The organism is Streptomyces achromogenes (assembly GCF_030816715.1).
GTDB classification, from domain to species: Bacteria; Actinomycetota; Actinomycetes; order Streptomycetales; family Streptomycetaceae; genus Streptomyces; species Streptomyces achromogenes_A.
Genome location: NZ_JAUSYH010000001.1, coordinates 7,928,185 through 7,942,409, shown reverse-complemented (window position 1 = coordinate 7,942,409; position 14,225 = coordinate 7,928,185). Strand labels below are relative to the sequence as shown.

Sequence of the window (14,225 nt, the reverse complement as noted above, 5' to 3'; positions counted from 1 at the left end):
ACAGTGATAGCCAGACACCTGAAAGGGCTTCGCCTGAGGGTGGTGGGCGCAGTCCTCGCACTGCTCGCCGGCCTCCTGGCCGGGGTCATCAGCACGGCGGGCACGGCCGAGGCCGCCTCGTCCCTGCCGTGCGACATCTACGCGTCCGCGGGCACTCCCTGCGCCGCCGCCCACAGCACCACACGGGCGCTCTACGCCGCCTACAACGGCTCTCTCTACCAGGTCAAGCGCGCCTCGGACTCCGCCACCGCCGACATCGGCCTCCTCAGCGCCGGCGGGTACGCCAACGCGGCGGCGCAGGACTCCTTCTGCTCGGGCACGACCTGCATCATCACCAAGATCTACGACCAGAGCGCGAACCACAACGACCTGACCATCGAGGGGCCGGGCGGCAACGGCGGGCAGGACGTCGGCGCGATCGCCAACGCGCTGCCGGTCACCGTCGGCGGTCACGCCGCGTACGGCGTCTTCGTGTCCGCCGGCGTCGGCTACCGCGACAACAGCACCACGGGCATCGCCACCGGCAGCTCCCCCGAGGGCGCCTACATGGTGACCAGCGGCCACCACGTGAACAACCGCTGCTGCTTCGACTACGGCAACGCCGAGACGTCCGGCAACGACACCGGCAACGGCCACATGGACGCGATCAACTTCGGCACGGAGTGCTGGTTCTCCTGCGCCGGCGCCGGATCGGGCCCCTGGGTCGAGGCCGACCTGGAGAACGGGCTGTTCTTCGGAGGGAACGGCGCCAACTCGGCCAACACCGGAAACTCCAGCGAATACGTCACCGCCATGGAGAAGAACAACGGCAAGACGACCTACGCCATCAAGGGCGGCAACGCGCAATCGGGCTCACTGACGACCTGGTACGACGGGGCGCTGCCCAACCTCGGCGGATACACCCCCATGCACCTGGAGGGCTCCATCGTCCTCGGCACCGGCGGTGACAACAGCAACGGGTCGGACGGCTCCTTCTTCGAGGGCGTCATGACCTCCGGCTACCCGACCAACGCCGCCGACAACGCGGTGCAGGCCAACATCACCTCCGTCGGCTACACCACCCCGGCCGTCACCTTCCCGGTCGCCGGCACCGCCTACCGGCTGACCAACCCCGGCTCCGGCAAGGTCCTGGACGCGGTCAACTGCGGCACCGGCAACGGCACGGCGGTCGACCTCTGGTCCTCGCTCGGCAACGCCTGCCAGCAGTGGAAGTTCGCGGCCGCGGGCGACGGCCACTACACCATCACCAACGTCAACAGCGGCACGGTCCTGGACGACAAGAACTGCGCGCAGTCCAACGGGACGGCCGTCCAGCTGTGGGCCTCACTCGGCAACCGCTGCCAGCAGTGGGACGTCACGAGGGTCGGCACCCACTACACGATCTCCAACGTCAACACCGGCATGACGCTGGACGTCACGAACTGCGGAACGGCCAACGGCACCGCCGTCCGCCAGTGGCAGCAGCTCGACAACGTCTGCCAGCAGTGGGACATCGCCCCCTGACCCCATTCCGGTCACCGACGGCCCGCCGGACTCCCCACCGGCGGGCCGTCGCGCTCCGATCCCCCACGACATGCCCGCCCGTACACAAGAGGGGATAATTTACCCATATCGGGTGGGCGTGAGCAGCGTCCCCGCTGACCGCGAAAGGGCGGATCGGACCATGTCGAAGAAACCACGTTCGTCCGAACCACCGCACGGAGAGGGTCCCAGCCGTCACCAGGGCGGCGAGCACCACGGCTGGTCGCCCGACGTGGACGAGACGCGCCGACAGGACAACCCGAGCGCCCGTCGCTCGTTCCACGCGGGTGAGCACGCCGGGAAGCGGGGCCGCGGCCGGACGAAATCCGCGGAGGAGACGAAGTCCGTGCCGGGAGACACGGTCGAGAGTCCCGGCACGAGCGGCGAGGAGTACGGCGACGCGCAGGAGAAGGGCAGGCGCGACACCGGACGCAGGGGCCGCTCCCAGCGACCCAGCGGCACCAAGGACGCCTCCTCGAGAAGCGGCGTGGACCCGCAGGACCCGCCGTCCGGGCCCCGAGCGGGCTGAACCCCCGATCAGGGCCGGACGGGCGGACGGGCGCGCTCCTCGACTCCACGAGCGGCGCGCGGCCGGGTCAGCAGATGCGCGGCAGTTGCTCCCCCAGCGGCAGATCGACGACGCGCGTCCCGCCCAGACCGGTCCGGGTCACCACCATGCCGGGGTGCTCCTCGACGGCCTCACCGATGATCACGGAGTCCGCGCCCAGCGGATGGGCCCGCATCGCCTCGAGCACGGCGTCGGCGTGCTCGCGCGGGACGAAGGCCACCAGCTTGCCCTCGTTGGCGATGTACAGGGGGTCCAGTCCGAGAACGGCGCAGGCGTTGGCCACGGCGGGCGGGACCGGGACGTCGCGTTCCCGGATGACCACCCCCGCGCCGGAGGCCGCCGCGATCTCGTTGAGCGATGCCGCGAGGCCGCCCCGGGTGGGGTCGCGCAGGACGTGCAGATCCGGGGTGACGGCGAGCATGGCGTCGACCAGGCCGCCGAGCGCCGCGCAGTCGCTCTTGATCTCCACGCCGAACTCCAGGCCCTCGCGCACGCTCATGATCGCCACCCCGTGGACGCCGATGGCGCCGCTGACGATCACGACGTCGCCGGGGACGACCCGCTGCGGACGCAGGTCGACGCCCGGTGGGACGAGACCGATGCCCGCCGTGTTGATGAAGATCCCGTCGCCGTGGCCGGCCTCCACCACCTTGGTGTCCCCGGTGGCCACCTGCACGCCGGCGGTGCGCGCGGCCGCGCCCAGCGCCTCGGACACCCGCGTGACCACGTCCAGCTCGACGCCCTCCTCCAGGATGAATCCGCAGGAGAGGTAGGCGGCGCGGGCGCCGCTCATGGCGAGGTCGTTGACGGTGCCGTTGACGGCCAGGTCGCCGATGCTGCCGCCGGGGAAGAACAGCGGCCGCACCACGTAGGAGTCGGTGGAGAACGCCAGCCGGGCGCCGCCCAGGGAGAGGACCGCGGCATCCCCCATCTGGGCGAGCACCTCGCCCCCGTAGGCGGGCGCGAAGATCTGCTGGACCAGTTCGGCGGAGAGGGCTCCGCCGCCCCCGTGGCCCATCACGACACGCGGCCGGTCGCGCACGGGCGCCGGACACGTCCACGCCTCGATGTCCAGGGCGGCGGCCGGGACAGCTGTGGGGGCAGCGGTGGTGTCAGACAACGGGGGTCGCCTCCCTGGTCTTGCCGGCGGGCATGTCGAGCCGCCGGTAGAGGTAGTACGCGGCGCAGGCGCCCTCGCTGGAGACCATGGTGGCTCCCAGGGGGGTGCGCGGGGTGCACACGGTGCCGAAGGCCTCGCACTCGTGCGGCTTGAGCAGTCCCTGCAGGACCTCCCCGCTGCGGCACGCGGCGGGTTCCTCGGTGCGGATGCCGTCGACCTGGAAGCGGTGCTCGGCGTCGTGGTCACGGTACTTCGACGACAGCCGCCAGCCGCTGCCGGGGATCACCCCGATGCCGCGCCAGGCGCGGTCGGTGACCTCGAAGACGTCCTCCAGCATGGCGCGGGCGGCCGGGTTGCCTTCCGGGCGCACGGCCCGCGCGTAGGCGTTGTCGACGGTGTGCTCACCGCGTTCCAGCTGGCGGACGGCGCGGCGCACGCCTTCGAGGATGTCCAGCGGCTCGAAGCCCGTCACGACGATCGGCACCCGGAAACGCTCCGCCAGTCCCGGGTACTCCCCCATCCCCATCACGCTGCAGACGTGACCGGCCGCGAGGAAGCCCTGCACACGGCAGCTCGGCGACGACATGATCGCCTCGATGGCCGGTGGCACGCGGACATGGGACACCAGCATGCTGAAGTTGGCGATGCCCAGCTTCCGCGCCTGATGGACCGTCATGGCGTTGGGGGGCGCCGTCGTCTCGAAGCCGATGCCGAAGAACACGACCTGGCGGTCGGGGTTCTGCCGGGCGATGCGCAGGGCGTCGAGCGGAGAGTAGACGACGCGTACGTCACCACCCTCGCTCCGGACCTGGAACAGGTCCCGTCCGGTGCCGGGCACGCGCAGCATGTCGCCGAAGGAACAGAAGATCACCTCCGGCCGGGAGGCGATCTCCAGGGCCTTGTCGATGACCTCCAGCGGGGTCACGCACACCGGGCACCCCGGCCCGTGGATCAACTCGAGCTCCTTCGGGAGGAGTTGGTCGATCCCGTGCCGGATGATGCTGTGCGTCTGGCCCCCGCACACCTCCATCAGGGCCCACGGCCTGGTCACCGTGGCGTGGATGTCGTCGAGGAGCCGGCGGGCCAGCTCGGGGTCCTGGAACTCGTCGATGTACTTCACTTCCGCACCTCTTCCACGGCGTCCTCGTCCGCCTCCGTCGCCGCCGCCTCCCAGGGGTCGCCGAACTCCTCCTGCAACAGGCCCAGTTCGGCGAAGAGTTCGAGCGTCTGCCGCGCCGACTCCTCGTCCAGCCGTTGCAGGGCGAACCCGACGTGGACGATGGCGTACTCGCCGACCCGGAGGTCGGGCAGGTACTCCAGGCACACCTCCTTGACCACGCCGCCGAAGTCGACGGTGGCCATCCGGGTGCCGTCACGTTCTTCGATGTCCAGCACTTTGCCGGGTACCGCCAGGCACATGAGCCTCTCCTCGCTGTGGGTCGCGCGTTACTCAGTCGGTCGGACGGGAAACGGACCGGGCGGCCACCATCAGCTGGCCCAGCGCCAGGCCGCCGTCGCCCGGCGGCACCAGGCGGTGCCGCAGGACGGTGAAGCCGTCCTCGCGCAGGACGGCGGCACAGGCCGAGGAGAGCAGCGTGTTGGCGAACACGCCGCCCGTCAGGGCCACCGTGTCCAGCCCCTGCCGCTCCCTCGCCCGCACGCAGACCCGGTGCACCAGGGCGGTCACGGCCCGGTGGAAGCGCGCCGCGACGACGTCCGGTGCGGCGCCCGCGCGCAGGTCGTCGACGATCGCCGCGAGCACGGGGGCCGGGTCGGCCCGCAGGGCGCCGTCGCGGCCCTCCTGCGCCCCGTGCAGGGCGAAGGCGTACGCGGCGCCGTCCTCGACGGGTGCCTGCACGGCCGCCCCCTCCAGTTCGACGGCGGCCTGCGCCTCGTACCCGGCCCGGTGGCACACCCCGGCGAGCGAGGACACCGCGTCGAAGAGCCGGCCCATGCTGGAGGTGGGGACACAGTTCAGTTTGCGCTCCAACTGCCGTTCAAGGAACTGGAGTTCGTCGGCCGGGCAGGCCGCCGTGCAGGCGAGGTCCGCGGACCGGTCGATCCCGGCCGCCCTCAGATGCGCCAGCGCCATGCGGTAGGGGCGGCGCACCGCGGCGTCACCGCCGGGCAGCGGCACGTACGCGAGGTGCGCGAACCGGCTGAAGCCGTCGTAGTCGGCGAGCAGGAACTCCCCGCCCCACACGGCGCCGTCGTCACCGTGGCCCGTGCCGTCGAAGGCGACGCCGATCACCGCCCGGGTGCCGTCCAGCCCGTGCTCGGCCATGGCGGCGGCGATGTGCGCGTGATGGTGCTGGACGCGTACGACCGGCCGGTGCGCCGCGTTCCGCTCGGCCCACCGGGCGGACCGGTAGCCCGGATGCCGGTCGGACGCCAGGGTCTCGGGCCGCACGCCCGTGATGCCCTGCAACTGCGTCACCGCGCGGCCGAACGCCTGCTGCGTGGCGATGTCGTCCATGTCGCCGATGTGGGCCGACAGCCAGGCCCGTCGGCCCGCTCCCAGGCAGAACGCGTTCTTCAGGTCTCCGCCGACGGCGAGGGCCGGCGGCACGGCCAGCGGGAGGGGGACCGGCAGCGGCGCGTACCCCCGGGAGCGGCGGATCACCAGCGGCTCGCCGTCGCACACGCGGACGACGGAGTCGTCGCACGGGACGTGGATCGGCCGGTCGTGCGTGAGCCAGCCGTCGGCCAGGTGCGCGAGCCGCTCCAGCGCCTCGGCGTCGTCGGTGACGATCGGCTCACCGGAGACGTTGCCGCTGGTCATGACGAGCAGCCGGGGGCCTTCCGGGTCGCCGGGCAGGCCGAGCAGCAGATGGTGCAGCGGCGTGTACGGCAGCATCACGCCCAGGTCCGGGCTGCCGGGCGCGACGGCCTCGGCGAGGCGCACGCCCCCGTCGGCGTACGACGGCCGCGGGAGCCGCCTCATCAGGACGACCGGCCTGGCCGGGTCCTCGAGGAGGCTCCGCTCCTCGGGGCCGAGCCGGACGAGGTGACGGACCTCGTCCGCCGTCCCGGCCATGACGGCGAACGGCTTGTCGCCGCGCGCCTTCCGGCGTCGCAGGAGCGCCACCGCCGTCCGGTTCGTGGCGTCGCAGGCCAGGTGATAGCCGCCGAGGCCCTTCACGGCGAGGATCGCGCCCCGCGCCAGCAGGGTGCGCGCCTCGGTGACCGGGTCCGCCCCCTCCCGGCTTCCGGGCCCCGCTTCCCCGCCGAGGACCAGCCGCAGCCGCGGCCCGCACGCGGGGCAGGCGACCGGCTGCGCGTGGAAACGGCGGTCGGCGGGGTCTGCGTACTCCCGGGCGCAGTCGGGGCACATCGCGAAGCCGGCCATGGTGGTGTGGGACCGGTCGTAGGGCACGCCGGTGACGATCGTGAAGCGCGGGCCGCAGTGGGTGCAGTTGACGAAGGGGTGGCGGTGCCGCCGGTCGGCCGGGTCGGCCAACTCGGCGAGGCAGTCGGCGCAGGTGGCGGAGTCCGGGGAGACCAGGGTGCGGGCGGGTCCGTCGGTGCGGGAGGCGAGGATGGTGAAGGCGGTGTCGCCGGCCGGAGGCACGTCCCGGTGGCGCACGGACTCGACGCGGGCCAGTGGGGGCGCCTGGGCGGCGATCCGGTCGCAGAACCGGGCCACGGCCGAGGCGGCGCCCTCGACCTCCACGACGACGCCCTCGGGTGTGTTGGTCACGTGTCCGGCGAGGGCGAGTCCGGTGGCGAGGCCGTACACGTAGGGCCGGAAACCCACGCCCTGCACCACTCCCCGGACGGTGACCCGGCGTCGTAGCAGGGTGTCCTCGACGAGGGCGGCCCGGGCCGGCGGACCGCTCACGGGTGGGTGTGGGCCATGGTGCCGTCGGCCTCCGGGTGCGCGTGGGAGTGACCGTCGTGCGGGTGGGTGTGGCCGTGGTGCGGGTGGGTGTGGCCGTGGTGCTGCGGCGGCCGGGCCATCACGGGCGTGTGGACCGGTTCCCCGGCCGCGGCCGCCGTCGCCCGGTCCAGCAGCGCGCCGATCCCCCGCCCCCGGCGTGCCGAGGTCAGGATCACCTCGACGCCCGGGTTGACCCGTTCCACGTTCGCGCGGAACGCGATCTCGTCGAACTCGACGGCCTCCGCGATGTCGGTCTTGGTGAGCACGACCAGGTGGGCGAGGCCGAAGGCGGTGGGGTACTTGAGGGGCTTGTCCTCGCCCTCCGTCACGCTGGCGAGCGTGACCCTCAGGGTCTCCCCCAGGTCGTAGGAGGCCGGGCAGACCAGGTTGCCGACGTTCTCCACGAACAGCAGCCGGGTGTCGTCGGGCAGCCATCCGTCGAGGTGACCGGCGAGCATCCCCGCCTCCAGATGGCACAGGCCGTCGGTGAGGACCTGCTTCACGGGGACGCCCGAACGCGCGAGGCGGACCGCGTCGTTCTCGGTGGCGAGATCGGCGCTCAGCGCCGCGACGGGAACGGACCGCTCCCGTGCCCGCAGCAGTTCCTGCTCCAGCAGCGCGGTCTTGCCGCTGCCGGGACTGGACAGCAGGTTGACGACGGCCGTGCCGCGGGCGGCGAGGCGGGCGCGCAGTGCGTCGGCGCTCGCGTCGTTCTTCGCGAGTACGGCCTGCCGCAGATCGACGACACGGCACATGGTTCAGCGCTCCTCGGAGATCGGTTCGCGGGTGGACGCGTGCGGGGGGCCGTCCTCCCAGTGCACGTCGACGATTCGCAGCTCCCGGCCGGCGAGCAGCTCGGTGTGCGTCGCGCCGCACGCGGGGCAGGTCAGCCGGGGTGGCATGCCGACGGCCCATTCGTGCGCACAGGGCGTACAACGGGCCCGCCCCGGCACCGCCTCGGTGATCAGTTCGGCGCCTTCCAGCAGGGTTCCGGCGCACGCCAGCTCGAACGAGAAGGCGAGAGCGTCCGGTACGACGCCGGCCAGTTCGCCCACCTGGAGCCGTACGGATCGCACGGCCGTGACGCCTGCGGACCGGCCGGCGGCCTCGGCCACCTGGTCGACGACGGCCAGCGCCACGGACATCTCGTGCACGGGTTCCGTCCTTCCGCAGACTGCCTCCGCCGGGCTTCATTAGAGGCGCGCCCTCCCGGGTCGCACGGCCCGGCACGCCGTCACGGCGCCGCGGGTACGCCGTTCGACGCAACCGCACGGCGTACCGGGGGCGCCGGCGGTCACATCCGTCGGATCCGCAGGTAGCGCCTGATGTCGGGAAACACCTCGGCGAAGACGGCGACCACGGCGGCCAGGGCCGCTCCGCCGATGACGATCTTCTTCATCCCGTCTCTCCTCATGTCGAAGCACGTGCGGTCGGGGTCTGTGCGGTCGGGGTCTGCGCGGTCGGGGTCTGCGCCGCGGACGGCTCGCCGCTCCGCAGCAGTTCTTCGATCAGCCGGACGGCCCGTGGCACGGCGTCGGACACCGGCGCGCTCAGCCCGACGCCCTCCTCCACCGAGGCCGGTTCGCAGCCGACGACGAGGACGCGGCGCGGCGGCTCCGTGCCGGTGCCGGCGCAGAGGGTGGCCAACAGCGCGAGGACGGTGTCGGGAGTCATCCGGTGGCCGTCCATCGCGGCGGCGGGCGGCGAAGGGGCCGCGCCGACATCGTGTTCGATGACGTACAGGGTGCCCGGGGCCTCGCCGCGGGACGTGGCGTCCACGAGGACGAGGGTGTCGTAGCCGTCCAGCAGCTGGTAGGCGAGGTGCACCCCCCGTACGCCGATGTCCACGACCTCGGTGCGGCCGGGCAGGTCGCGTTCGGCGAGCCGGCGGACGGTCTCCACGCCGAAGCCGTCGTCGCCGAGGAACACGTTGCCGATGCCGGCGACGAGGGTTCTGGGGTCCGGCGGTGCGGAGGGCTTCATCCGTCCTCCTCCAGCGGTGTGACCTCGTCGGGCTGGAAGTACAGGAACCGCCCCTGCTCGCGCCGGATGTCGGCGCCCGGGTCGCCGTCGACCGTGACCGCCAGGTGCACCCCGCCGTCGACGTCGTGCAGGACCGCCTCGACGGTCGCCGTGCGGCCCTGCAGGAAGATGTCCTGCGCGTCGGTGCGCCGCAGGCCAGGTCGCAGCGCGACGCGGCTGCCCTTGCCCACCGGCAGGCCGTCGACGAGCACCCGGTCCCGCGCGGGGTCGAAGCCGGCCTCGCTCGCGGGGTCCCACCAGGGGGTGTCGGGTCTCTGCACCCCGTACTCGTCGGGGAAGCCCGTGTGCGGGACGGCGGGGTCGGCGGCGGCCGGACCCGGCGCGGCGGGGCCCGGGCCGGTGACCTCGCGCAGGCTGCGCACCGCGCCGTGCAGCCTCTCCAGGACCTCGGCCGGCATGGAGTCGGCCAGCTCGATCACCGCGGCCGCCCGCTCGTCGGTGCCCCGGGCCTCCCGTTTCTCCTCGTCGGTGAGGGCCGCGGTGCGCAGCGCGAGGATCTCGTCGATCTCGGTGGCGTCGTAGAGCGCGCCGGGGCTCTCCGGGGCGATGGCCGGATGGTCCTCCAGGATGATCGGCGAGGACAGCACGAGGTCGGCGCGGCCGGGTTCGCCGGCGAGCACGGGCCAGGTGTGCAGGTTGCGGCAGGCGGCGACCGCGCCCTTGGCCCACTCGGGGGGATCGGTCATCGACAGGAACGATCCGGCGCTGAGCGCCATGAGGAGGTGGGTGGCCACCAGGGAGTGCGGCAGCGCCGCGTCCCGGCCGGCGCCGTGGCTCCCGGAGGGCGCCCAGTCGCTGGTGTTCTCGACGACGGCGGTCAGCCGCAGGGTCCGGTAGGGGCCGTCGAGTTCGCGGACGGACAGCCGGATCGTCCCGCTGATCTCCTCGCACCGCCGGACCAGCCGGCCCACGGTGCGGCCGGCCGCGTCCAGGACCGGTTCGGTGTCCTCGCGGGCGGGGCGGCGGAAGGGATGCGTGACGCCGTCCCCGAGGAGTTCGTCCACCGACGCGACCACCTCGACCCGTTCCTCGCTCCCCTCGTCCCAGGGCATCAGCACCCGGTCGTCGAGGCGGAGTTCGGGCACCGTGTCGTAGCCGCCGTCCGGGCGGGTCCGCTGCACGGTGCGCCGTCGGGCGTGCAGGAAGCGCACCTCGACCGAGAGGGTCGCGCCCGCCTTCGGCTCCATCAGGCACTCGGTGTGCTGGAAGTCGTGCTCCTCGCACTCCGCGCCCCAGCCGGGCGGCACCAGCACCCCGAACTGCCAGCGCAGCCGGTTCTTGGCGGCGGAGGCCCGGTACGGGTAGAGCACATAGCCCTCGAAGAGGACGGCGTCGGCCACCTGCCGGGCGAGGGCGAACCGTTCCTCGGTCTCGGGCGCGAAGGCGGTCACGGTCACGGATCCGTCCTTCCGGTGCTCCCGGTGAGCGCGCGGAACGGGTCGCGCGCGGGCGGTGCCAGGACACCGTCGTCGCCGCCGTCCCCGTTGCCGCCGCCGTCGTCGCCGAGCAGGGCCTTGAGGGTCGCCTCCCAGGACGTCAGGGCGTGCCGGGAGCGGTAGGCGAGCAGGGCGTCCATGGTGTCGCGCGGCAGCCGGATCCAGCCGCAGCCGGGGAAGTGCTGCTCGATCATCTCCCGCCACGTGGTGACCGGCATCCGGAAAGCCGCCTCCCGGTCCCACGGAACCGGCTCGACCTGGAATCCGCCGTCGCCGGTGAAGGCCGTGCCGGAGAACAGCATCAGCAGCGGGACCTCGCCGTCGGTGAGGGCGGTGAGATAGCGGGTCGCGGCGACGTCCATGTCGTACGTGCAGGGCACCACGAGGTCGGTCTCGATCTCTCCGGTGAAACTCGGGACCATAAGCGCGACCTGGGCGAACTGCACCGGCTGGAGCGTGCTGCCCCAGCGGGAGCGCTCGCCGAAGAGGTCGGACAGTCCGTCGGCCTCGGCCGCCCCGTAGGCCCGGCGGGCGGGTTCGATGCGGATCTGGCAGCGCAGCGCGAGGGCGTGCACGCGTGCGCCGGCCGCGGCGGTGACCCGCAGCCGGAAGACCAGGGTCGGTCCTGCGGCGTACCGGTCGGCGCGCACGCCGGTGCAGGCGAAGGAGAAGTCCGTCACGGCCGCACCGCCTTCCGCGACGGGCGCTCCGCCTCGTCCACGGGCCGGGCGCGGCGCGCGACGTCCGCGAAGAACGCGTCCAGAGCGGCGCGGGCCTCGGCCCCGCCGTCGAAGCCCTGCCACAACAGGCGCATACGGCCGACGAGTTCGTAGCAGACGTCGATGGGGACGAGGTGGCACGCGCAGCCGCCGTCGGTGCGGCGCAGCAGCAGCGCCTCCACATCGGGTTCGAGCAGTGCGGCGAGGCGGCTGCCGCCGAGGACGTCCGTCCAGGTGGCGGGGTCGAGTTCGCTCTCGGTGGCGCCGGCCGGGCTCGGGTAGAGGGCGACCAGCCGGTCGAGTGCCGCGTTGCGGAAGAGGAAGGCGACGCCGACCGGGATCTGCAGGGCGTCCCACGCGCTGTCGTCGAGGTGGTGTGCAGGGTCGGCGAGGTAGCGGTGCGGGACTGTGCGGAAGCGGCCCGCGGCGGCCCCCGGCTGTTCCATCAGCAGCCCGCAGGGGGCGCAGGCGCAGACGAGGGCGCGTTTCTCGGTGTCGACCAGGTGGCGGTGGTCCGCCGGGACCGTCACGGCGCACAGTTCGCACCGTTCGGGCTGCGGGGCGCGTTCGGTGACGAACCTCCGCAGGCCGTGCGTGCGCGTCGCCGGGGACGCCGTCATCGGGCGCCCTTCGGGACGGTGCCGATCTGCAGGAGCGGGGGCCCCGCGGGCGCGGTCCGCACGTCGACGGCCCTGACTTCCGGCGCGAAGCAGGCGAGGGCGGCCTCCGCGGCCTGCCGGGCATCCGCGCCGGAGCCGCATCCGCAGCCGCCGCCGGATTCCTGGGCCCGCAGCGACAGGGTGCCGCTGCCCTCGTCGAAGTCCACCATCTCCAGGGCGTGTTCGCGGACGCTGTCGAGGGCCCGCGCGATGCGGGCGTCGCGGTCCTCGGGGTGCAGGTCGTGCAGGACGAGCAGGCTCGCGACCAGCTCGTCGCCGAGCAGCCGCGCCGCCGGACCGCCCGGGGCGGCGGACAGCAGGTGGAGGATGCGGGCCAGACCGGCGCCGTAGAAGTCCATGAGGGACCGCACGAGTTCCTCCGCGGCCGCGGCGGCGGCCGGGTCGCCGCTCGCGGTCAGCCGCTCCAGCACCTCCTCGACACGGCGTCCGGTCTGCTCCGCGTTCACCGGCGTCGCCGCCGTCGCCGCGCTCATCCGCCCAGTCCGCTCAGGCCGGTGGGCACGTGCATCGACTTCACCGTCTTGCCGCCGCCGACGTACATGTGGACGCCGCAGGGCAGACAGGGGTCGAAGCTGCGGACGGCGCGCATGATGTCGATGCCCTTGAAGTTCTCCGGGGTGTTCTCCTCGAAGATGGGCGTGTTCTGCACGGCGTCCTCGTACGGGCCCGGGGTGCCGAAGGTGTCCCTGGTGCTGGCGTTCCAGGGGGTGGGCGGGTACGGGTGGTAGTTGGCGATCTTGCCGTCGCGGATCACCATGTGGTGGGACAGCACGCCGCGGACGGCCTCGGTGAAGCCGACGCCGATGCCCTCGTCGGGGACCTCGAACTTCTCCCAGGTCTGGGTGCGTCCGGCGCGGACCTCCTCGAGGCCCTTCTCCGCGAAGTGCAGGGCGACGGCGGCCGCGTACGCCTGGAAGTAGGTGCGGGCGCGGTTGCGCTCCAGGGCGTTGGACCACTGCGGGATCTTCCACTCGAAGGTGGTCTCCGGCTTGGTCATGGTGCGGGGCAGGTTGATGACCACGCTGTGGCCGGTGGCCTTGACGTACCCGATGTCGACGAGTCCGGACAACGCGGTCGACCACAGGCGGGCGATGGGGCCGCCGCCGGTGTCCAGCGCGAGGTGGTCCTTGCCGTCGAACCAGCGCGGCGACATGACCCAGCTGTATTTGTCGTCGAAGTCGCGCTTCTGCGGGGCGGGGATGGTGTGCTGGTTCCACGGGTGGCGCGGGTCCACCGGGTTGCCGAGCGGGTCGCGGGTGACGAACTGCTCCTGGCCCTGCCAGTCCTCGTAGTAGGAGCTGCCCAGCAGGATGCGGATGCCGAGGTTGATCTCGGTGAGGTCGTTGGTGACCAGTTTGCCGTCGACGATGACGCCGGGCGTGACGAACATCCGCCGGCCCCAGTCCGTCATGTTGGCGTAGGTGAAGTCGCAGTGCTCGGGGTCGTTGAGCGCGCCCCAGCAGCCGAGCAGGACACGGCGGCGGCCCACTTCCTCGTAGCCGGGCAGCGCCTCGTAGAAGAAGTCGAACAGGTCGTCGTGCAGGGGCACGACGCGCTTCATGAACTCCACGTAGCGCATCAGGCGGCTGAGGTAGTCCGTGAAGAGCTGGACGGAGGCGATGGTGCCGACGCCGCCCGGGTAGAGCGTGGAGGGGTGCACATGGCGGCCCTCCATCAGGCAGAACATCTCGCGCGTGTAGCGGCTGACCTGGAGGGCCTCGCGGTAGAACTCGCCCTCCAGGGGGTTGAGCGAGCGCATGATGTCGGCGATCGTGCGGTAGCCGTGCTCGGCCGCGTGCGGGGCCTCGGTGCGTTCGGCGAGTTCGAGGACGCCGGGGTTGGTCTCCCTGACCATCTTCTCGCAGTAGTCGACCCCGACCAGGTTCTCCTGGAAGATGTTGTGGTCGAACATGTACTCCGCGGACTCGCCGAGGTTGATGATCCACTCGGCGAGGTGCGGGGGCTTCACGCCGTACGCCATGTTCTGCGCGTACACCGAACAGGTGGCGTGGTTGTCCCCGCAGATCCCGCAGATGCGGCTGGTGATGAAGTGGGCGTCGCGGGGGTCCTTGCCGCGCATGAAGACGCTGTAGCCACGGAAGACCGACGAGGTGCTGTAGCACTCCGCGACCCGTTTCTGCTTGAAGTCGATCTTCGTGTGGATGCCCAGGCTGCCCACGATCCGGGTGATCGGGTCCCAGGCCATCTCCACCAGGCCGGTGCCGTCGCCGGCCGCCTTCGTCTTCGGTGCCATCTGT

15 protein-coding genes are annotated in these 14,225 nt (G+C 72.5%); 2 read left to right on the top strand and 13 right to left on the bottom strand.

What is annotated here, in order from left to right; genetic code table 11:
* Positions 1-3 precede the first annotated feature (3 nt).
* Both QF032_RS35375 and QF032_RS35370 read left to right on the top strand, forming a co-directional pair.
* A complete protein-coding gene (locus QF032_RS35375) occupies positions 4-1,503 on the top strand; it encodes an arabinofuranosidase catalytic domain-containing protein (protein WP_373430422.1) in 1,500 nt (499 codons plus the stop codon).
* 160 nt (positions 1,504-1,663) lie between these two features.
* Positions 1,664-2,050, top strand: a complete 387-nt coding sequence (locus QF032_RS35370; protein ID WP_307048301.1) for a hypothetical protein — start codon at positions 1,664-1,666, stop codon at positions 2,048-2,050.
* Positions 2,051-2,117: 67 nt separating this feature from the next.
* Here QF032_RS35370 and hypE read toward each other — a convergent pair whose 3' ends face one another.
* The 13 genes from hypE to QF032_RS35310 all read right to left on the bottom strand — a co-directional run bounded on the left by hypE (position 2,118) and on the right by QF032_RS35310 (position 14,221).
* Positions 2,118-3,209, bottom strand: a complete 1,092-nt coding sequence (gene hypE / locus QF032_RS35365) for a hydrogenase expression/formation protein HypE (protein ID WP_307059274.1) — start codon at positions 3,207-3,209, stop codon at positions 2,118-2,120.
* The gene (gene hypD, locus QF032_RS35360) at positions 3,202-4,329 is read right to left on the bottom strand and encodes a hydrogenase formation protein HypD (protein ID WP_307048296.1); all 1,128 of its coding nucleotides are present in this window, start codon (positions 4,327-4,329) and stop codon (positions 3,202-3,204) included. Before hypD ends, hypE begins: the two co-directional genes overlap by 8 nt.
* Positions 4,326-4,628 carry a HypC/HybG/HupF family hydrogenase formation chaperone gene (locus QF032_RS35355; RefSeq protein WP_307048294.1) on the bottom strand — a complete coding sequence of 101 codons (303 nt, stop codon included), beginning with the start codon at positions 4,626-4,628 and terminating at the stop codon, positions 4,326-4,328. Before QF032_RS35355 ends, hypD begins: the two co-directional genes overlap by 4 nt.
* A 31-nt stretch (positions 4,629-4,659) precedes the next feature.
* Positions 4,660-7,050: a carbamoyltransferase HypF gene (gene hypF / locus QF032_RS35350; RefSeq protein WP_307059272.1), complete on the bottom strand. Its 2,391-nt coding sequence runs from the start codon at positions 7,048-7,050 to the stop codon at positions 4,660-4,662.
* A complete protein-coding gene (gene hypB, locus QF032_RS35345) occupies positions 7,047-7,844 on the bottom strand; it encodes a hydrogenase nickel incorporation protein HypB (protein WP_307059270.1) in 798 nt (265 codons plus the stop codon). Before hypB ends, hypF begins: the two co-directional genes overlap by 4 nt.
* A gap of 3 nt (positions 7,845-7,847) precedes the next feature.
* Positions 7,848-8,243, bottom strand: a complete 396-nt coding sequence (locus tag QF032_RS35340) for a hydrogenase maturation nickel metallochaperone HypA/HybF (RefSeq protein WP_307059268.1) — start codon at positions 8,241-8,243, stop codon at positions 7,848-7,850.
* Positions 8,244-8,383: 140 nt separating this feature from the next.
* Positions 8,384-8,488 (bottom strand): DUF6893 family small protein, encoded by a 105-nt coding sequence (locus QF032_RS40760; protein ID WP_373430421.1) that lies wholly within the window; start codon positions 8,486-8,488, stop codon positions 8,384-8,386.
* Between the two features lie 11 nt (positions 8,489-8,499).
* Positions 8,500-9,072 carry a hydrogenase maturation protease gene (locus QF032_RS35335; RefSeq protein WP_307059267.1) on the bottom strand — a complete coding sequence of 191 codons (573 nt, stop codon included), beginning with the start codon at positions 9,070-9,072 and terminating at the stop codon, positions 8,500-8,502.
* A complete protein-coding gene (locus tag QF032_RS35330; protein WP_307059265.1) occupies positions 9,069-10,529 on the bottom strand; it encodes a hypothetical protein in 1,461 nt (486 codons plus the stop codon). The genes QF032_RS35335 and QF032_RS35330 overlap by 4 nt, the downstream gene beginning before the upstream one ends.
* Positions 10,526-11,248, bottom strand: a complete 723-nt coding sequence (locus QF032_RS35325; protein WP_307059263.1) for a DUF6084 family protein — start codon at positions 11,246-11,248, stop codon at positions 10,526-10,528. Before QF032_RS35325 ends, QF032_RS35330 begins: the two co-directional genes overlap by 4 nt.
* Complete coding sequence (locus QF032_RS35320; protein ID WP_307059262.1) at positions 11,245-11,907, bottom strand: DUF5947 family protein; 663 nt, start codon at positions 11,905-11,907, stop codon at positions 11,245-11,247. The genes QF032_RS35325 and QF032_RS35320 overlap by 4 nt, the downstream gene beginning before the upstream one ends.
* On the bottom strand, positions 11,904-12,440 hold the full coding sequence (locus QF032_RS35315; RefSeq protein WP_307059260.1) for a hypothetical protein: 537 nt from the start codon (positions 12,438-12,440) through the stop codon (positions 11,904-11,906). The genes QF032_RS35320 and QF032_RS35315 overlap by 4 nt, the downstream gene beginning before the upstream one ends.
* Positions 12,437-14,221 (bottom strand): nickel-dependent hydrogenase large subunit, encoded by a 1,785-nt coding sequence (locus QF032_RS35310; protein ID WP_306946548.1) that lies wholly within the window; start codon positions 14,219-14,221, stop codon positions 12,437-12,439. Before QF032_RS35310 ends, QF032_RS35315 begins: the two co-directional genes overlap by 4 nt.
* Between the last annotated feature and the right edge of the window lie 4 nt (positions 14,222-14,225).